The sequence below is a fragment of the Rossellomorea vietnamensis genome (genome assembly GCF_008180415.1).
Lineage (GTDB): Bacteria > Bacillota > Bacilli > Bacillales > Bacillaceae_B > Rossellomorea > Rossellomorea vietnamensis_C.
This window is the reverse complement of record NZ_VTEI01000007.1, coordinates 191935-212125: the sequence shown is the minus strand read 5'-3', so window position 1 is coordinate 212125 and position 20191 is coordinate 191935. Positions and strand designations below refer to the sequence as shown.

18 protein-coding genes and 1 other annotated feature are annotated in these 20191 nt (G+C 40.7%); of the genes, 12 read left to right on the top strand and 6 right to left on the bottom strand.

What is annotated here, in order from left to right; all coding sequences use genetic code 11:
- Positions 1-14: 14 nt before the first annotated feature.
- Together FZC78_RS14775 and FZC78_RS14770 are read right to left on the bottom strand one after the other, a co-directional pair.
- Positions 15-707, bottom strand: a complete 693-nt coding sequence (locus FZC78_RS14775; RefSeq protein WP_148940687.1) for a Crp/Fnr family transcriptional regulator — start codon at positions 705-707, stop codon at positions 15-17.
- Between the two features lie 378 nt (positions 708-1085).
- Positions 1086-1898, bottom strand: a complete 813-nt coding sequence (locus tag FZC78_RS14770; protein WP_148940686.1) for an undecaprenyl-diphosphate phosphatase — start codon at positions 1896-1898, stop codon at positions 1086-1088.
- A gap of 338 nt (positions 1899-2236) precedes the next feature.
- On the opposite strand from FZC78_RS14770, the gene FZC78_RS14765 reads away from it, so the two are divergent.
- Both FZC78_RS14765 and clpB read left to right on the top strand, forming a co-directional pair.
- Positions 2237-2419 (top strand): YjzC family protein, encoded by a 183-nt coding sequence (locus tag FZC78_RS14765; RefSeq protein ID WP_113930483.1) that lies wholly within the window; start codon positions 2237-2239, stop codon positions 2417-2419.
- A gap of 99 nt (positions 2420-2518) precedes the next feature.
- Positions 2519-5110 carry an ATP-dependent chaperone ClpB gene (gene clpB / locus FZC78_RS14760; protein WP_148940684.1) on the top strand — a complete coding sequence of 864 codons (2592 nt, stop codon included), beginning with the start codon at positions 2519-2521 and terminating at the stop codon, positions 5108-5110.
- Positions 5111-5348: 238 nt separating this feature from the next.
- On the opposite strand, the gene FZC78_RS14755 is transcribed toward clpB, so the two are convergent.
- Positions 5349-5531, bottom strand: a complete 183-nt coding sequence (locus tag FZC78_RS14755; protein WP_148940682.1) for a YjzD family protein — start codon at positions 5529-5531, stop codon at positions 5349-5351.
- Positions 5532-6579: 1048 nt separating this feature from the next.
- Here FZC78_RS14755 and FZC78_RS14750 point away from each other — a divergent pair.
- From FZC78_RS14750 to FZC78_RS14735, 4 genes are all read left to right on the top strand, one after another.
- A complete protein-coding gene (locus FZC78_RS14750) occupies positions 6580-7320 on the top strand; it encodes a hydrolase (RefSeq protein ID WP_148940681.1) in 741 nt (246 codons plus the stop codon).
- 27 nt (positions 7321-7347) lie between these two features.
- Entirely contained in the window at positions 7348-8106 is a 759-nt protein-coding gene (locus FZC78_RS14745) for an SDR family oxidoreductase (RefSeq protein ID WP_148940679.1), read from the top strand.
- 193 nt (positions 8107-8299) lie between these two features.
- Positions 8300-9262 (top strand): BMP family ABC transporter substrate-binding protein, encoded by a 963-nt coding sequence (locus FZC78_RS14740; RefSeq protein WP_435874134.1) that lies wholly within the window; start codon positions 8300-8302, stop codon positions 9260-9262.
- A gap of 2 nt (positions 9263-9264) precedes the next feature.
- Positions 9265-9453 carry a ComZ family protein gene (locus tag FZC78_RS14735; protein WP_148940676.1) on the top strand — a complete coding sequence of 63 codons (189 nt, stop codon included), beginning with the start codon at positions 9265-9267 and terminating at the stop codon, positions 9451-9453.
- Between the two features lie 628 nt (positions 9454-10081).
- Here FZC78_RS14735 and FZC78_RS14730 read toward each other — a convergent pair.
- Positions 10082-10312 (bottom strand): hypothetical protein, encoded by a 231-nt coding sequence (locus tag FZC78_RS14730; protein WP_148940674.1) that lies wholly within the window; start codon positions 10310-10312, stop codon positions 10082-10084.
- 256 nt (positions 10313-10568) lie between these two features.
- On the opposite strand from FZC78_RS14730, the gene FZC78_RS14725 reads away from it, so the two are divergent.
- The 5 genes from FZC78_RS14725 (at position 10569) to FZC78_RS14700 (ending at position 16016) form a co-directional block, all read left to right on the top strand.
- Positions 10569-11504: a beta-ketoacyl-ACP synthase III gene (locus FZC78_RS14725; RefSeq protein WP_148940672.1), complete on the top strand. Its 936-nt coding sequence runs from the start codon at positions 10569-10571 to the stop codon at positions 11502-11504.
- A gap of 68 nt (positions 11505-11572) precedes the next feature.
- Positions 11573-12811: a beta-ketoacyl-ACP synthase II gene (gene fabF / locus FZC78_RS14720; RefSeq protein WP_148940869.1), complete on the top strand. Its 1239-nt coding sequence runs from the start codon at positions 11573-11575 to the stop codon at positions 12809-12811.
- An 848-nt stretch (positions 12812-13659) separates the two neighbouring features.
- On the top strand, positions 13660-14442 hold the full coding sequence (locus FZC78_RS14710; RefSeq protein WP_187444946.1) for a DUF2268 domain-containing protein: 783 nt from the start codon (positions 13660-13662) through the stop codon (positions 14440-14442).
- A 389-nt stretch (positions 14443-14831) separates the two neighbouring features.
- Positions 14832-15080, top strand: a complete 249-nt coding sequence (locus FZC78_RS14705) for a hypothetical protein (RefSeq protein WP_252183631.1) — start codon at positions 14832-14834, stop codon at positions 15078-15080.
- Positions 15081-15269: 189 nt separating this feature from the next.
- Positions 15270-16016 carry a YjbA family protein gene (locus FZC78_RS14700; RefSeq protein ID WP_148940667.1) on the top strand — a complete coding sequence of 249 codons (747 nt, stop codon included), beginning with the start codon at positions 15270-15272 and terminating at the stop codon, positions 16014-16016.
- A 193-nt stretch (positions 16017-16209) separates the two neighbouring features.
- Here FZC78_RS14700 and trpS read toward each other — a convergent pair whose 3' ends face one another.
- Complete coding sequence (trpS, locus tag FZC78_RS14695; RefSeq protein WP_148940665.1) at positions 16210-17196, bottom strand: tryptophan--tRNA ligase; 987 nt, start codon at positions 17194-17196, stop codon at positions 16210-16212.
- 75 nt (positions 17197-17271) lie between these two features.
- Positions 17272-17497: a binding site (T-box leader), on the bottom strand.
- Positions 17498-17537: 40 nt separating this feature from the next.
- Positions 17538-17912, bottom strand: coding sequence for a DUF3899 domain-containing protein (locus FZC78_RS14690; protein WP_148940663.1), 375 nt, complete (start codon positions 17910-17912; stop codon positions 17538-17540).
- A gap of 490 nt (positions 17913-18402) precedes the next feature.
- Between FZC78_RS14690 and FZC78_RS14685 the strand changes: the two genes are divergently transcribed.
- Positions 18403-20088 carry a peptide ABC transporter substrate-binding protein gene (locus FZC78_RS14685; RefSeq protein WP_148940661.1) on the top strand — a complete coding sequence of 562 codons (1686 nt, stop codon included), beginning with the start codon at positions 18403-18405 and terminating at the stop codon, positions 20086-20088.
- Positions 20089-20191 lie beyond the last annotated feature (103 nt).

The following is a 20191-nucleotide window of genomic DNA, read 5'->3' as shown; positions in this document are numbered from 1 at the left end:
CTGCATTATTATCTCTATTTTATCGTGCAGACATTAATTGGACAGTTCTCGCAATCAATCTCTTTCTTAAGATAATCCAAATCATGCACAATGATTTTGTTTTTGTCGACTATTACAATTTTTTCTTTTCTCAACTCACTCAGCATCCGGTTGACTACTTCCCTTGATGTGCCGCAGAAGTTGGCAAGCTCCTGGTTGGTCATCGGATAATCAATTAAAAGACCTTCATCAACCGGCTTTCCGTAGCTGTTTGTAAGTCTGATCAGTGTGGAGTAAAGAGCTCCTTTTTTTCCATGTAAAATAAGGTCGCGGAATTTCGTTTGGTTTTTCCTGCTTTGAAGCTGGACCCATTTCAGCCATTCAACAGTCAACTGCGGCTTATTGGAGAGATTTTCTTCAAAAATCTGTTTTGAAAGGATATAAATTTCAGAATCCTCCATGACTTTGGCATTTAGCATGTAAGTAGATTCATCGCAAAATAATGTTAATTCCCCTATCACATCACCATTGGAACAAATCCTCATGCTCAGCTCCCTGCCATCGGGAATCACTTTTCCGATCTGTACCTTCCCGCTCTTAACAAGAAATAATTCGTGGGCTGTCTCACCTTCCTGAAACAAGTAACGGCCTTTTTCCACCTTCTTTAAACTTGCCTGGCTTGTAAACAGACTTTCAATCTCAGTTAAAGGATTATTGGGTTCGCTCATCTCATCACCCCGCCACAATATAGGTAACGTCATTATAACATATGGCTGTTAGCGTGTTACTCATCTGGAAGAAACAGTACATTTATTAGGCTGGCTGATTTCATGCAATCGAAGAGGAATCTATTGCTGTTTTTTATTTTCATCTCCTCCTACATGAATGGTGCTCCCCGTCCGCCTGGTTTGGAATTTGAGTGTCCTTTGAGGCTGCACTCTTCGAAAGACTCTTTTCGTACAGTTTCCTGCATTCAGAAAAATCGATTACTGAAGAGGTGAGCAGCTTTCGTCTTCTTTGGATTACAAGGTTATATATAGCGACCTTATTAAGAAAACAGCCATTTCAAAATAGCATAAAAAAAAGAACGGAAAAAATCCGTTCTTTTAAAAAATTAGTACAGCTGCACCGGCAACTACGCAATAAATCGCGAATATCTTCAGATTGCCTTTAGCCATGATATTCATGAACCATTTAAGCGAGAAGTAAGAAGCAACCAGAGAACCAAGGAACGCAACCGCATATGGTATGGCTCTCTCTGTTAAGTGCTCATCGGCAAGCAGGTCGGATAAACCAAGGAGCATGCCTCCAAAGCTGACTGGGATAAAAAGCAGGAAAGAATAGCGAAGCGCAGTTTCCTGATTCATCCCTCTTGCCATTGCAGCTACAATCGTTGCACCGGATCGGCTGATGCCGGGAATCAAGGCAACTGCCTGTGCCAATCCTACGATTATGGCATCCTTGAAGGTGAGGTCGCCATCATGCTTGCGGCCGCGAAGATTTCGAATCAGCCAAAGGGCAAAACCTGTAATAATCAAGGTAATGGCCACTGTTTTAATTCCGGAAAGCTCCTCAGAAATGAAATCACCGAACAATACACCAATCACGCCAGCAGGAATAGTTCCGATGATCAAGTAAATAATAAAGTGAAAGTCACGTTTGTTTTCAGGGCTTTTCTCTTTAAAATAGCCAAGTCCATTTACTACTAGACGCATGATATCTCCCCGGTAGATAATCAATACGGCCAGTAATGAAGCGGTGTTGACAAGCAGTTCAAATGTTAATCCGGGCAGGTCTATATCCAGGTAATGCTGGGCCAGTTGTAAATGACCGCTTGAGGAGATTGGAATCGGTTCTGTTAATCCTTGAAATAACCCAAGAAACAAGTATTTAAGGAGCTCGTATGCAGTTTCATTCATATAGTATCCTCCATTGAAAAAATTTCTCGCATCTTTCTATTTAACAACAAAGAGGAAATACCTGCAAGACTTAACTGGATAGCTTCTCAAAGATTTCTAAGTAATAAGTGCTCACCATCTTTCCATAAGGCAATACAGTTAAAAGTCTTATGGCTATTCATATTTTTAGATTGTTCTAATTAATGAGGATACAGCCAAGCGGTAGACGAACTTTAATGGCAATAAGAACCGTGAATCTTTTTAGCGAATAAAAGTCATAGTAAGGGTAAGCGATTGATCCAATCGCTTTTCATTTATGCCGAATGATCAAAGAAAATTTCTATAAGGGAGGGACTGCCATGGGCCAGTCAAGACAATTCCGCTCTGGACAGAAAGCGCCGAATAACGGCATCTATCTCGAAATAGGTGAAACTGGGAGCGGTGTCATGAACCCGAAGAAAGTCAAACTTAAAGCTGGTGACCGTTTTCCGGAAACCTCTAATGACAAGCGTTATTGGACGTATATGCCAAAAACTCAATAGCAAGGAAGTAAAGCCATCCAGAAGCGGATGGCTTTACTTTTTTTCGGTAATAATTATAATGAAAGTAAAGGTCAATAATGGTCAAAACGGAGGAGTACCATGAATATTGAAGGTTTCACTTACAAAGTACAGGATGCGATTGTTTCCGCCAGAGAAATTGCAAAAGAATTTCAACATACAGATATAACGGTTCTGCATTTATGGAAAGCGCTGCTCTTCCAAGAAGACGGGCTGCTTCGTTCAATTTACACCAGGGCCGGTATAGATACAAATGAATTTATCTACTATATAAATAAACTGCTTTCTGAAAAACCTGCCGTATCAGGGGAGGGAGTGGGGTATGGCCAGTATGCCTCCCAGGATTTCAACCGGCTTTTCCAAGATGGAGACAGGATAAAAAACAAGATGGGGGATGAGTACCTGTCTGTAGAACATCTTGCGCTGGCGCTTCATAGGCAAAAGCAGCATCCTGCCGCTGTTTACCTTGAAAAGTTCTTATCAGAAGGTCAGATGTCCACTATCATTGAGAAAATCAGAGGAGGAGAGAACGTGAATACGCAGAATCCGGAGGCAAAGTATGAAGCTCTAAAAAAATATGGAAGAGACTTGATACAAGAAGTGAAAACAGGGAAAATGGATCCGGTTATCGGGAGGGACGGCGAAATCCGCCATGTAATCAGAATTCTTTCCAGAAAAACAAAAAACAATCCGGTGCTTATTGGAGAACCGGGGGTGGGGAAGACCGCAATCATCGAAGGGCTTGCTCAACGCATTGTCAGGAAGGATGTACCGGAAGGGCTTAAGGATAAGCAGATTTTCGAGCTTGACATGGGTGCTCTTGTGGCAGGGGCAAAGTTCCGCGGTGAATTTGAAGAAAGATTGAAGGCTGTTTTAAATGAAGTAAAGCGCAGCAATGGAAATATCCTTCTGTTCATTGACGAGCTACACACAATCGTTGGAGCCGGAAAAACAGAAGGTGCCATGGATGCAGGCAATCTACTGAAGCCAATGTTAGCAAGGGGAGAACTTCATTGTATCGGAGCAACCACCTTGAATGAATATCGAAAGTACATTGAAAAGGATCCGGCTTTGGAGCGGAGATTTCAACAAGTTATGGTCAAGGAGCCGGATGTAGAAGATACGATCTCCATCCTTAGGGGTTTGAAGGAGAGGTTTGAAATCCACCATGGAGTCAATATCCATGACAAGGCAATAGTAGCCGCCGCTTCTCTTTCCAATCGATATATTACTGACCGGTTTCTTCCAGATAAAGCGATAGACTTGGTCGATGAAGCATGCGCTCTTATCAGGACAGAAATTGATTCCATGCCATCTGAACTGGATGAAGTAACCCGGAAAATCATGCAGCTGGAGATAGAGGAAGCGGCTCTTTCAAAAGAAAAGGATGAAGCAAGCAGGAACCGCTTGCTGCAGCTGCAAGAAGAGCTTGCCAACCTGAAAGAAGAAGGCAATGCAATGAAAGCGAAATGGCAGATGGAAAAAGAAAAAATCAACTCACTTCAAGGAAAAAGGGAAGAATTGGAGCAGTTTCGCCGGCAGCTTGAAGAGGCAGAAGGAAATTATGATTTAAATAAGGCAGCTGAACTGAGGCACGGAAAAATTCCTGAGGCTGAACGAGAACTGCAAGATCTTGAAAAAGCAATGATGGACGAACAGGAAAACCGCTTGCTTCGTGAAGAAGTCACAGAAGAAGAGATTGCAGGCATTGTGGCAAGGTGGACAGGAATCCCGGTCAGCAAGCTGGTGGAAGGCGAACGTGAAAAGCTGTTGAAGCTTGAAAGTATTTTGCATGAGCGGGTAATCGGCCAGGAAGATGCTGTTCAGCTTGTCAGTGATGCGATCCTAAGGGCCAGGGCAGGGATCAAAGATCCTGGAAGGCCGATTGGTTCCTTTATATTCCTTGGCCCGACAGGTGTCGGCAAAACTGAACTCGCCAAAACCCTTGCGCATACCCTGTTCGACAGCGAAGAGCAGATGATCCGGGTTGATATGTCCGAGTATATGGAAAAACATTCAGTATCAAGGCTGATTGGAGCACCGCCGGGGTATGTTGGCTATGAAGAAGGTGGACAGCTTACGGAGGCAGTTAGAAGAAAACCCTACTCGGTCATACTTCTTGATGAGATAGAAAAAGCGCACACCGAGGTTTTCAATATACTTCTCCAAGTTCTTGATGATGGCAGAATCACAGACTCGCAAGGAAGAACCGTGGATTTTAAAAATACAGTCATTATTATGACGTCAAATATCGGCTCTCAATTTTTGCTGGAGAGAGAAGAAGGTTCAGAAGAAATTGACGAAAGTACGAAAGAAAGAGTTCTGGGTCAATTGAGAGCATCCTTCAGGCCGGAATTCCTTAACCGCGTGGACGATATCGTTCTATTCAAGCCCTTGAGTATCGCAGATATTAAAGGAATCGTTGAAAAAGCTGTGAAGGACCTGCAAAAACGGCTGCAGGAACAGAATATAACCATGGAAATCACTGAATCTGCGAAGGAATTCATTGCAAGAGGAGCTTATGATCCTGTATATGGTGCCCGTCCGTTGAAAAGGTACATTCAGAAAAATATTGAAACCAAGCTGGCGCGGGAAATCATTGCAGGGAATTTTAAAGCGGAAGATACAGTCAAGATTGATATTCATGGCGGTACAATTGTTTTTGATAAATAAAAAGGCTGTTTTAGCATACAGTGTTGCCTTCGGAAAAATCCCAAGTGCCGGATTTTTCCCCGTATACTAAAGATTTTTTCTCAAATCTGAGAGAGCAGCTCTTTTCTTTTCCTGTTACGAGGGTATTCTGATAAATTATGGTTGTTTTTTTCGGAAGTAGTCTGAAATAGCAGCAAAGTTTATGAAAAGAGCCATAAAAAAAGAGAATCCGCGAGCGGATTCTCTTTTTTAGCTTAGATTAATGTTTTTCCACAGGATCGTTCGGAATGATCATTGAAACGACAAAAAGCAAGATTGTAACAAGCACAGACAGAATAGCGCCGGTTTGGAACTCAAAATGAGCTCCTGTCATGGAACTAACTACATACGTAAGCATTTCTACAAGCAGGAAAGTCCAAAAGAAAGTCCAAAAGTATTTCAAAACATTCACCTCAATTCCTTGCATCTATGTATAACAGAATGTTATAGAGTCCAGAAGGGAACTATCTTTGATCCCTTAAATAAAACATTTTCTGTATTATAGTACCATAAGAATGAGAAATAATAAATCATTTTCAGTTTAAGAATGTAAACCTTTTCTTGTATGTGGACTCTTTGTGTCCGATCAGCGGGCAAACCTGAACGTATACGATAAAAACAGTACCCCTTTATGGGAAAATAAGACATGATTGGAAATCAAGCAGCCTTATTGAAGACATCTCCACATCTCCAGCAGCTGATCCCCGGGGGCAAAAAAATATGAGAATAAAAATAAAGTAACGGATTCTGTTTTGAAGTACAAACTTCTAATTAGCCAAAGAAAAGGTTGAGTGATTTGCACCCGAAAACAATGTCTATTGATTTCCACTCCAGGTGCGTGACTCCGCAGGGCTGGGTGCTGGAACTAGACGTCACGCACCTTCAGTTCCAATCTAATCATTGCTGTCTTATTTATAGTTAACTGTTTTCCTATATATTTGTATTGGGATTGAAAGGTGTATAGGAAATTGCACCTCAAATTTTGCAGAACAAAAACTTCTGTCATTTGCTATTTAGGGTGCATTTTGAATTACCAATTAAACAGATTTACCAGCAAGAATAACCTTAAATCAACAAAAAAAAGGAGTGCTAAAATTAGTAAGATTTTACATTCCTTTTGATGTGCAATTTTTAATTTTGTACTCGAAAACAGAACCCGTTAGAAATTAAAGACCGTTTTTTTCTCTTAGGAACATTTGCTTGCAGTGAGGGAAGGGGCCCATGTACTTTGCAGTATCACCTATTATCGGCAGAAGAGAAGCTGTGCAAATTGGATCGAAGCTGGAACGGAAATGAAACGAGCTTGGATTTTACTGTTTTTTAGGCTGTCCCCCATACCTTTAAGAGAATTTTTCATAGACTATCATGACTAGTTATGTTTAGCTGTGTGTTTGCTTAGACGAACATCATTATAGCTACGAAAGACAGCTTGATAAAAGGGGATTTTTTAGATGAGCCAACGAATTTTTACCATCGACAATGAACATTGTATTGTGCATTATCCTTTCCGGCCGAATGGGTTTGCGGTCATGATTATGGGGGATGTCAATCATTATGTAGATGAGAAAAGCAGCTTCTGGATGCAGCAGGAGACAAGGAATTCGATTATAAGTCAACTTACCGAAAAAGGGTACATTGTCTTTTATTCGAATTTATATGGAGCAAACTGGGGAAGCGATAAAGCCGTAAGTTTAACTCAGCGTCTGTACCACTATGTAAAACGGAGGGAAATCATTAACGAGAAAGTGCACATTCTTGCTGAGGGGATGGGAGGGTTGATTATTGAAAAATTATTGTCCTCAATGGGACATCAAATACGTTCAGTAGTTATGTTGACGCCCTGCATCTCCCTATATGAACATTTTTCACAAGAAAAAGAGCAAAAGTTCTTCTATAAAAAACTTATGAAAGAAATCACAATGGCTTATAACCTTGAGGAGCAGCAATGTGAGGATATGGTAAACGCAGGCATTCATGCGGGCAAGGACCTCAAGAAAACAGATAAACCGCTTTATACAATTCAATCAATCAACGCTTACCGTTATAAAAATCAGTTTCCCCTCATAAATGATATATATATAGAGCGAAATATTAATCGTCTCCCCGGAGAAATATATATCATTCTTCCGGAAAAGAAACATAAAGCTTCCTATAAGATCGTTTCATACTTTTCATTACATGAACAACTTTAAACTGGAAGTGAGGAGGAATATTTAAATATGGAAAAAGCGATTGTAACGGGTGCCATGGGGTTTTTAGGTTTTGAATTGTGCCTGGCAATGCTCGAAGAAGGTTTGGAAGTACTGGCAGCCGATTCTGCCAATGCAGCAGGAGACAGGTGGCTGGAGGTGGGCAGAAACTCAAATATCACTTATCAGCACCTGGATCAGGAGGTTCCTGAGGAGGCTGCCAAAGCTTCAGTCTTTATTAATTTATATGATTACTTTACAGAAAGAAAGAGGAGCAAAACTCTTAAGGATATTAGCAGTTTCATTGAAAAAAACAAAAAATCCTTTAAAGAGGCAGCCGTATTGCTTCCTACTGTGCTTTCTAACAGATCAGGAGAAACTGAACTCTCTGATTTTCTTCAATTCTTAGAGGAGCAAGACATCACAAATCAATATTCTATTTATCTCCCTACTCTCTTTGGTTCCGGCCAGCCTGAAACCTTTCTATTTCAGCAGCTGCTTTCTAAATCAGACAAGGAAGATGATTTCGTGGATGATCCCCGTTCAGCTATTTATGTAAAGGATGCAGCACAGGCTGTCCTCCATAATGGAAGAAGTTTGGAAAGCATCCTGCTCCTTTCAGATGATCATGACAGCTGGAAAAAAAGCCTTAGTTTGCTGGAACAGGCAGGACCGGATAGGGGAGAAGTTCAAAATTATATTGACATCATCCCCCAAAAATTAAAGCATGTTGGTGTTAAAGCTTCTTTATCATTTGAAGAGGTACTTGAGCTTCAGAGAAAGCCCTGATGACAGACGGGAGTCAACTTTTTCTTTTCTTCATCCATAAAGCAAGGTAAAATAGAAGAGTCAAACCCTTGCTGGAACCATTGAACCCTGCAAGTAATTCGCGAAGAATTGCGAATCAAGATGTCACCACTGCAAGGCTCGTTTTGAAAGCAAACCGGAGCCGGATTGCGGCTGGCATCCTTAAGGAGTTGCTATAATGAAGAAATTATTTTATTTCCTGACTGTGATTCTCTTACTGACTGGATGTTCCGGGCAAGGTGATAAGAAAAGCCTTGAGAACGTCGGTCTTCTCGTTCCAGAAACCATAAGTGATCAGGTTTGGGGAACGAAAGGATATAAAGGGCTTCTCAAAATACAGTCTCAATTTGGAGTAGATGTCTTTTATAAAGAAGGAATGACAACAAGGCAGGCTGTCGAACAGGCAGTGGCGGAGTATGATAAGAAAGGTGTTAATTTGATTTTTGGGCATGGCCAGGAATATGCCTCCCTTTTCAATGACATAGCTTCAGATTATCCTGACATGCATTTTGTCAGTTTCAATGGTAATGCCAGCCAGCCGAATACTACCAGTTTAAAGTTTGAGGGATACGCTATGGGGTTCTTTGGCGGAATGACGGCTGCCCAACAATCAGAAACTAAAAAAATTGGGGTTGTTGCTTCTTATGCTTGGCAGCCGGAAGTAAAAGGATTTATCGAAGGTGCTGACTATCAGGATAGCAGTGTTGAGGTGACGGTTGATTATACGGATGACTGGGATAATACAGAGAAGGCAATGGTTCTTTTACATATTCAATTAAGAGAAGATGTGGATGTTGTTTATCCAGCCGGAGACGGATATAATGTTTCTATTATTGAAAAGCTGAAAGAAAAAGGATTGCATGCGGTTGGATATGTATCAGATCAATCTGATATGGGAGAGTCCACGGTCCTTACCAGCACTGTTCAGCATGTGGACAAACTATACGAAGTAGTTGCGGAAAGATATTCGGATGGTAAACTGAAATCAGGAAATATACCCTTTGATTTCCAGGACGGCGTCATATCCATGGGGAAGTTCAGTCCGGAGGTAGATAAGCAGTTCCGGGAAGTCATTGAAAGTGATATTAGTCATTATATTAAAATGGGTGAACTCCCGCATGAAAGAAAGGATGAGTAGGAATGCAAGATAAAAACATGGAATTTATGCAAATTGCTATGAAATACCTGCCAGAAGCAAAAGAGCAATTGGAGCAGTCAGGGATTGAACTGTCCATCGATATGATCCAGCCGTTCATGACCCTTTTTACACAGGTTATGAATGAGGCCTACCAAATGGGACATAGAGACGCATTGGAAGAAAATAAATAAAGGCTCTTTTCGTAAACTCTGTTGCTATTCTATACTAATTTCAAAAAATAACCCTATTACGAAGAAGAAATCTGGCAAAACCGAAAAGAAAAGAGCTGCTCTACCCGTTTAGAGTTAAAACTCTTAGTATCCGGGGATATCGGAAAGCAACAATATATGTGAAAACAGCCTAAATAAAAGCTGAAGGACGGAATCCCTAGGGATTTCGTCCTTCTTCTTTCCGTTTGATAATTCCTAAAGGCGCTTTACCAGCTGTGACAGCTGCAACTTGGTAAGTGACGCCTCAAGGATTTGGTGAGAAAGCTATAAATCTTCAGATAGTGAAGTGTCTCCTTTTTAACAGCATCAAATCCATAAATACGAAAACATGATGGGGTAAAACTCGTATTGAACAGCATGAAGTTTTAGATCTCCAACAAGATGCAGTAATAACGACTCTTATACAGCATTTAAAATGAAATTCAGGAGAACGTTGCTGTAATAGGCAAAAAAACAGCATCAAATCCAATAAAAAGAAAATTAATGCTGCAAGACTACTTGCGGGAGCTGCTTCTAGATATATATATAGAAGGTTACGAGCTAATAAGTGATATTAACACTCCTAACCAAACTTTAGGAAGCCAGTTGATCAGGATTTCGTCCATTTTGTTATAAAGGGCATGGCTTTGTGAAACAGGGGCTTTAAATCAGACACAGCAGTCATCAAATTTTCGATATGTGACATGAGATCTTCATTGTCCTGAGGATCTTCCTCAGTTTCATAATCCGGATGATCTTCTTCTTCAGCAGCCGATGGTTCTTCCCGCCTGCCCATAACCATGATATCAAAGGGATGGGGACGACGCTCTTTCTGCTCCATAGCAATTCTCCTTCCTTTAGTAGGGCTCTAATATAAATAGAATATGTTCAACTGCCGTGCCTGTATAGACAAACGCATAGACGCGTCAAAATATAAAAATGTTGCAACAATAGATGATTTTCGTTAAAATTAGTACCAAGTCATAATAATTGATATAAATATTAACTATAAGCTGAATTTTACAGTATACATGCAGCAGAAGATCATGGCCTTTATCTTATGCTGCGGCAATAAAACCGGAAAGAAGGGACTATATATGAATGCTGGTGTTATCGGGATTGGGAGATATCTGCCTGAAAAGGTTTTAACGAATGCCGATTTAGAAAAGATGGTTGATACATCAGATGAATGGATCCGTACAAGGACAGGAATTGAGGAAAGAAGAATTGCTGGAGATGATATGGATACTTCGGATCTTAGCTATGAAGCGGCAGTTAATGCCATCAAGGATTCGGGCATTTCAGCAAATGAAATCGATTTGATTTTAGTAGCGACTGTAACGCCTGACCGCCCGTTTCCCTCTGTAGCAACTATCCTTCAAGAGCGATTGGGGGCCAGTAAAGCTGCAGCTATGGATGTAAGTGCTGCATGTGCAGGATTCATGTATGGGATGATCACAGCTAAGCAGTTTATTGAAAACAAGGCTTACAAACATGTTTTGGTTATTGGGGTTGAAAAGCTTTCTAAGATTACCGACTGGAATGACCGGAATACAGCAGTCCTATTTGGGGATGGTGCAGGAGCTGTAGTCATGGGGCCGGTTTCCGAGGGAAGAGGGATTCTTTCTTTTGAACTTGGTGCAGATGGTTCAGGTGGAAAGCATCTGTTCCAGAATGATGCTTTTATCTATATGAATGGCAGGGAAGTTTTTAAATTTGCTGTACGGCAAATGGGTGAATCCAGCGTTAATGTGATAGAAAAAGCTGGATTGAAGAAAGAAGATGTTGACTTTCTGATTCCGCATCAGGCAAACATCAGGATTATGGAAGCTTCAAGGCAGCGGCTTGAACTTCCAGAGGAAAAAATGTCCAAAACAGTCCATAAATATGGAAATACTTCAGCAGCTTCTATTCCGATTTCACTGGTGGAGGAGCTGGAAGCCGGCAAGATAAAAGATGACGATATCCTAGTGATGGTAGGCTTCGGAGGAGGACTGACCTGGGGTGCGATTGCCCTCAGGTGGGGACGTTAACGGATATAAAAGAGCAGTTGCTAATAAATCTATGTCTTCTATGACCAGAAAAAGGAGATGGAATGAAAGTGAATAAGCGCAGAGTAGTAGTTACAGGATTAGGTGCGGTAACTCCGCTTGGTAATAATGTAGAAACAACATGGTCAGGTATCCTTGAGGGGAAGAGCGGCATTGGCCCGCTGACCAGGCTGAATGCAGATGAATATCCCGCAAAAGTGGCGGCAGAGCTAAAAGGTTTTGATCCTGAAGAATATGTTGAACGGAAAGAAGCGAGGAAGATGGATCGCTTTACCCAATATGCAGTAGCGGCTTCCATGATGGCTGTGAAAGATGCAAACCTAGAAATTACAGAAGATACAGCCAACCGGGTAGGAGTGTGGATTGGATCGGGAATCGGCGGAATGGAAACCTTTGAAAACCAGTTCGAGACCTTCCAGAAGCGGGGCTACCGCCGAGTGAGTCCTTTCTTCGTCCCTATGATCATTCCTGATATGGCTGCCGGGCAGGTATCCATCCTGCTTGGAGCAAAAGGTATCAATTCTTGTACAGTGACAGCCTGTGCCACGGGAACTAACTCTATCGGAGATGCCTTCAAAGTCATCCAGCGCGGCGATGCCGACGTAATGGTGACAGGCGGTACTGAAGCACCGATCACCAAAATGTCCATGGCGGGCTTCTGTGCCAACACAGCTCTGTCTACAAATGACGATCCAACGAAAGCTTCCAGGCCGTTCGATGCCGGACGTGACGGATTTGTTATGGGTGAGGGAGCAGGAATTGTCATTCTTGAAGACCTTGAACACGCGCTTGCCCGTGGAGCAAAAATCTATGCTGAGATCGTAGGGTATGGATCAACAGGCGATGCACATCATATTACTGCTCCAGCACCAGGAGGAGAAGGCGGGGCAAGGGCAATGAAAATCGCTCTTGAAGATGGCGGCCTTTCCGCTGAGGATGTGGATTACATTAACGCACATGGAACAAGCACTCCTTATAATGATAAATATGAAACGATGGCAATCAAGGAAGTATTCCAGGATCATGCTTATAAACTGGCTGTAAGTTCAACAAAATCCATGACAGGGCATCTGCTGGGTGCAGCAGGCGGAGTAGAAGCAATTTTCTCTGTACTGGCTCTGCAGGATGATATCCTTCCGCCTACAATCAACGTTGAGACACCTGATCCAGATTGCGATCTGGATTATGTTACAGAAGGTGCCAGGAAATCGGAAGTGAACGTGGCTATGAGCAATTCACTTGGATTTGGCGGCCATAATGCAACTATTGTATTTAAAAAATATAAATAATTCTCAAGACTGTTTCATAAGGATATAGAAAAATCCTTATGAAATAGTCTTTTTTTTGTTTCGTTCATTTCTGGAAAATTGTTGAAATCAATATTAATAACTCTAAAAAAAACATGTTCATAGCAACTTACTTGAAAGCAAGAAAGAGAAAACTGCTCTTCCTTTTCTGCCATAGGGGAATCCGGCGCATTAAAGTTTTTTAAAAAATCATGAAAATAGCTCTTCACAAAGAATGGGCAGTTAGAAAATTTCTTTTGAGTTCTGCTGCCTCTTAGAAAGTGATGTTGTTGGTTTTTAATTTAGGCTCTTTTCTAAAAGTTTGTTGCTTTTGAATGCTTTATTTCCCTCCTATTTTCACGTAGAAGGATTGAAGCGGAAGGCGGGCAACCTCCTGTGGGACTTGCGGGCGTTTAGTTCAATCACCTAACCCCTCGGGGTCAAATAACCCAAAGCGAATAAAAGGAAAGACGCCTTTTTTTCTCTTCAGAACATTTGCCTGTCGGGGCTGATCAGGGCGCTTCCACTTTTGAAGACAGGTGAGACCCCCAATCCAGTTGCAGCGCCCAGCCCCTCGGGGTCAAATAACCCGAAGAGAATAAAAGGAAGTTCGCCTTTTTTTCTCTTGAGAACATTTGCCTGTCGAAGCTGATCAGGGCGTTTCCACTTTTTAAGCAGGCGAAGCCGATGCTCAACGCCCGCCCCGCGGAGTCGTGCGCCTGGAGCGGAAATCCTTTACTTTTAAATAACCACAACTTATACGAGAACTGCATTTATACATCGAAGCAAATAGAATGAAAGAAGAAGATTTCCAGCAGGGTGTTTCAAAAGATGAAAAAGGGGGATGTTTGATGGGAGTTATTGAAACAAGTAAGTGGCTGGATGACTATGCTGAGAAACCTGAGAAATTACTTATGAAAAAAGGAATCACAAGTAAAGAGGCAGCCGAATTATACAGCTATCTGCAATCTTTTGGAATGTACACGCCTTCCCTATATACGAAACAATTGGTCCACTCATTGAAGGAACGGAAAGCATGGAAGAAAATTAATTTATTTTATAAAAAGTACCGGGCATTATGGAAGGGACCCTCGATACCGGTCTATATTTTTCCTGTGCAAGCTTCCAGGGGAATCTTCAGCAGCGGATTGAAGAAATCGGGTGTATCCTTCAAAGAGGAAATTTATTTATTCCTTTCCGATGAAGAGGATGAAAAGGAATGGGAGGCTTTATTTGTCCACGAGTATCACCATTGTACCCGGATGAATCTATTAGAGAAGAACCCTGCTGAATATACATTGATGGATTCCCTCATATTCGAAGGGCTTGCAGAAGATGCTGTGAAAGAATATTGCGGTGATCATTATGTCAGCGGATGGACTAAAAAATATAGTGAGCTTCTTCTCCGAAAGTTATGGAATCAACACATTAAAAATGAACTTCACTTAAGAAAAAACGACTCCAGACATGATCAGCTTCTGCTGGGAAGAGGAAAGTATCCAAGCATGCTCGGGTATGCTATTGGTTTTTATTTAGTAGGTAAATTCAGACAGAAACATGGAATGTCTGCCAAACAAATGATGAGTCTTGATTCTAACCGGTTTATTGAAGATGAAAAAGCAGAGGAGGATTGAAGAGGATGAACGATTTATTTAGGATCTTTTCGTGAATTTTGCTGCTATTCTTTACTAATTTCAAAAAAATAACCCTATTACGAAGATGATATCTGTCAAAGCTGAAAAGAAAAGAGCTGCTCTTCCCCGTTTAGAGTTAAAACTGTTAGTATCCGGGGATATACGAAAGCAACAATATATACGAAGACAGCCTTTATCTAAGACTAAAGAATGCTGAATAGTGTAATAAGAGTCTTTGAGCAGTATTGCAAAGACTCTCTAAGGAAAACATCGCAGCTCTTTTATACGTACAGACTTTCCATGATTTTTTCTTCCGTTTTGAACGTTCATATATTCTAATTTCTTATCATAGAATGCTAGTACATGGACAAGCAGAAAAGGTGAGAAAAATGAATATCTTGAAAATCTGGACGGTAAGGGCGGAAGGAATGATGTTTCGAGTATTTATATTATTAATTGGATTTGGATTTTCTGTATCTGGCGGAGTGACGTTGATTATGTACCTTAACTTTCTGGCTGCTGGATTGTCTTTCCAAGACTATTTTCTTTTCATATTAGGAAGGGTAGAAAGTTATCTTTTGCTGACAGGGATCTTTTTAATAACTATTTCCATCTATTCTCCAGCTAGAAAGAGTTAAATTCGGAGTTGATTTCTTCAAAATGAAGTTGGATTTAGTTAATGCTCTTTCTAAATGTTATGATAAATCTCCAGCAGGCTGTTAAATATACTCTAATAAATCGTGCTGCAAAAATGAGCATCACAAGGAATAAATTGGGTGTTAATTGCCTATACTGATTGACAAATAGGCTGAAGCGAGGGGTCAATCATGCTATATCTTCATGACGTATGGGTAAATTGGTTTGAAGGTGAAGAAAACGGTTACAATATTTGTCATTTTCATGAGTGGAGGAAAGAGGATGTTATTGAGCTTCTCGACCAGGTTCCTCTTATCAAAGTAACTCCTGAGTTTTTCAATTACATAGAAAATGACTTGTCAGAACTTCCTCAGTCACTGCTCAATGATATCTACCAAAAAGCATATCTGCGTAAAAATCATGAAAGAATTCAGCTGGAGTATTGTTTTATTGTCACGGATGGGACAGGCATACTGGCTGTTGATACAATCGGCTATTCCATCCCAATCAGAAAAAGCAGAATCATCCCGCGCCAGGAACAGCTGGTATATGAAATGACAGAAGATCAAGAGCCATACAGCTATAATTTCCTGCAGGAAAAATCAGATAAGGATTATCATATTCTTTCTCCTAAGCCGACGATCATGAGTGGCTTGACCAGAAGGGAAAGACAATTGAAACAATTGATGTTCATGGCGCTTGATCAACTGTATTCTTCCAAGAATACAGCGGAAATCAGGTATTGGTGTACAGAGTGGACCCCTGAAAACTATGAAAGAATACAATCGCTGGACTTTGAAGAAGCGTGGCAGAACCTTTTCGAAGAAACAAAAGAGGGGTGGACAGATAAGCACTTGCTTTTCTGTGAAAATCTAATAAAAGGACAGCCGTTTTTTGAGAAACTGTGGGAAATGGAAAATCGTCCAAAAGTGAACTAAAAGGCAGCCTTTGGGGCTGCCTTTTATTCTGTATAACGGCTGCTTAATACTGGCAGCCAGCAAAGTTCTATTGAAGAACCTTAATTTGTTATTTAAATCTGATGCATATCCATAAGGCATCAGGGCTTGAACTTGAATTGGTGTATAGAAGGCAAATAAAAGGGAGCTGTTCAGGCTCCCTTTTGCGTACTCTCTATCTTTTTCTTCCTAGTCCCATAGCTTTTTCCATCTTCTTAACCATTTTATTAGCGGTAAAATTGGCTTTCTCTGCACCTTTATCAAGAATTTCATCAAGCTCTTCTGAATCAATAAGCTCATTATATCTTTGCTGAATAGGAGCCAGTGCATTCACAACAACTTCTGCAAGGTCTCCTTTGAAGTCTCCATATCCTTTCCCATCGTACTTTTCTTCTAAATCCCCGATACTCGTATCAGTAAGAATAGAATAAATAGATAGAAGATTGGAAACTCCCGGTTTTAGTTCTTTATCATATTTTACAATTCCATCAGAATCTGTCACGGCGCTTTTAATCTTCTTTTCGATTTGCTTTGGAGTATCTAAGAGAGTGATAAACGCTTTTTGGTTAGGATCTGATTTGCTCATCTTCTTCGATGGATCTTGAAGGGACATCACCCTTGCTCCAACTTTCGGAATCCTTACTTCCGGTATAGTGAAGATATCATTGTATTTTTTATTAAATCTCTCTGCCAGATCCCTGGTCAATTCAAGATGCTGTTTCTGATCTTCCCCGACAGGAACAAGATTTGTTTTGTATAGCAGGATATCCGCAGCCATTAATGGAGGATAAGTAAGCAGCCCTGCCGACACGGCCTCTTTTCCATGAGACTTATCCTTGAATTGAGTCATCCTTTCCAGCTCTCCTATGTAAGCGACACATTGCAGCATCCAGCCAGCCTGAGCATGTGCAGGGACTTCGGACTGAATAAATAGTGTTGATTTATCAGGGTCGATTCCGCTGGCTATATAAAGAGCAGCCAGACTTTTAATGTTCTTTCTTAACTCCAGCTTATCCTGGGGAACCGTTATAGCGTGCTGATCGACTACACAGAAATAACAATTGTAGTCCTCCTGCAGCTCTGCGAATTGCTTAAGAGCTCCAATATAATTGCCTAAGGTTATCGTACCGCTTGGCTGTATACCGCTGAAAATAGTTTCCATTTCCATTCCTCCATTCAAAAAGTTTGTTTCTACTAGTATAAGTAAACATAAAAAAATCCACCCGTCCTAAATATGAATAGGGACGAATGGATTGTTCCGCGGTGCCACCCTAAGTTGCCCCGGAAGGCCGCTTGGTCCATGTAAACATGGTGCCCGGATATCGGCGGGCTGCCGTCATAAGCTACTTTAGTTCACTTATGATGCTCGAAAGTCCATTCCATACTTCGGCTGTTTGTTCGCACCGGCCACAAACTCTCTGAAAAACCAAGATATATGTACTACTCTTTGTCATCGCATAAATATTATCCAGAAATGATTATAAAAGAATTCATAAACCAAAATCAAGTATAGAAAAGGTAGGAGACAGCAAGATCGGCTGCAACCGCGATGCCTCCGCTTAACAGTAATGGCATAGTTAAAGGGTATGTGTCCCTTTTATTAAATTCTTTGTAAGCCTCATTTGTATCATCCATATCATCAAACTGGGCGATGTAGCTTCCTTCTTTGCTGCTTTTGCGAAAACGCTTAAAAGCATATTGAATTCCATTGAAGAAACCCGATTCGACTACTTTCATCAATCCGCCGATTACCAGGAATCCCATTCCGATAAGGAAGGAGATATTGATAATGCCAAGAAAGATTTCATCCTGGGAGAAAAATGATATAACGGCAGAGATCAGAAAGATTGTTAACACTGCAAAAAATACTTTTTTCAATTAATTCACCAACATTATTTTTTTTTTAGTATAACGAATCCCGCGGGGTTATATCAAGATTTTTTAAATATATATTCATTAATAACGCAATTTGGCAAAAGGTAGTTTTCTTTCAATTCTGACACTTCCTTGTTATATAGAAGAATAAAATGCCCCCCACAGAAAATAAGAGAAATAGTTTTATGAAATAAGGATTCATTTTTTTGCATAAACATAAGAATATTGGCTCTATAAAATGGGATAATTTATATGTATATTTTGGTAATTTATACTCTGATAACACCAATTGTAAAGATTGTAATAGAGAGAACTTGAATTAAAACATGTTTAAACCATTAATATATAAGGGTTTAGAGGCCAGTGTGTCAATTTTGCAAAAAAACTGTTAAATTAATATTGCAATAATTTCTGTATGTTGTATAATAGAAAACGAATCTTCTGATAAATCGGAAGATAAATAAATATGAAATACGAGGAGGTCAATTTCAAGATGAAGAAAAAGTTTTCATTTCTTTTAGTGCTATTATTGGCACTAGCAACTTTCCTAGCTGCTTGCGGCGGTAACAACGGCAACAATGCGGCAACGAACAATGGTGGAAACAACGCTAACTCTGGAAATAACGGCGGCGAGGAAGAAGCGCCTGCAGAAGAGAGAGCACAAGTACTTAACCTGCTAGAAAGCTCTGAGATCCCATCAATGGATGCATCTCTAGCAACTGACGCTGTTTCATTCAACGTAATGAACCAGGTTTACGAGGGTCTTTATCGTTTAGGTGAAAATGATGCAGCGGTACTTGGTATGGCAGCAGAAGAGCCTACAATTTCTGAAGATGGCAAAACATACACTTTCAAAATCCGTGACGCTAAATGGTCCAATGGTGAAGCTGTTACAGCTAATGATTTTGAATACGCTTGGAAAAAAGCTTTAAATCCTGATACTGCTGCTGAGTATGCATACATTATGTATGACCTTAAGAACGCAGAAGCAGTCAACGCTGGCGATCTTCCTTTAGATGAGCTTGGTGTTAAAGCAACTGACGAAAAAACTTTAGAAGTTCAGTTGGAGTCAGCTGTACCTTACTTCAAAGAATTGCTTTCTTTCGCAACTTTCTATCCGCAAAATGAAGCGTACGTAACTGAGCAAGGCGATCAATACGGATTAGAAGCTAATACTTCTATCTACAATGGTCCTTTCGTAATGAGTGACTGGAAACATGAGCAAAGCTTCCAGGTTCAGAAAAACCCTGATTACTGGGAAGCTGATGCAGTACAGCTTGAAGAAATCAACTGGAACATTGTTAAAGACACGGCTACAGGTGTAAACCTTTATGAAACTGAGAAAGCGGATGTTGCAGGACTTTCTGCTGAATTCGTTGACCAGTATGCAAATGACGAAAACTTCAAAACACGTTCACTTACATCTGTATACTTCCTTCGCTTTAACCAAGAGAATGAAACTCTAGCGAACGTTAATGCACGTAAAGCAATCGACATGGCTTGGGATAAGCAAGGTATGGTTGACGTTCTTCTTAACAACGGATCTATCCCTGCGTACTACTTAGTACCACAAGAATTCGTTTACGGTCCTGATGGAACTGACTTCCGTGAAGCTAACGGCAACTTCAATGAAACTAACGTAGAAGCTGCTAAAGAAGCATGGGCTAAAGCTAAAGAAGAAGTTGGATTCGAAGAAGTTTCTCTTGAACTATTGAACTACGATTCTGAAAACTCTAGAAAAATCGGTGAATTCTTGAAAGAACAGTTGGAGACTAACCTTGAAGGTTTGACTGTAACTATCTCTCAACAGCCTTTCGCTCAAAAACTTGATCTGGAAACTGCAGGCGACTATGACTTCTCATTCGCTGGCTGGGGCCCGGATTATCCAGATCCAATGACATTTGTTGACATGTTCGTAACTGATGGCGCTCATAACCAAATGGGCTACTCTAACTCTGAGTATGACCAATTGATTGAAGATGCTAAGACTACATTGCTTGGTGACCCAGAAGCTCGTTGGGAAGCAATGCTTAAAGCAGAACAAATCTTGTTCGAAGATGCTGCGATTTCTCCAATGTACCAAAGTGGTAGTGCTTACCTAGAGCGCCCTTACGTACAAGGAATCCTTCGTCACGCTTTCGGTGCTGACAACTCTTACAAATGGGCACACATTGAGTAACCTATAAACGCTCAATGAGACAAACTTTCAAAAGGAGAGTGTATGCATTGGCATATGCTCTCCTTTTTCCCTGATTACCTGAAAGAAATTGTAATTTAAGAAA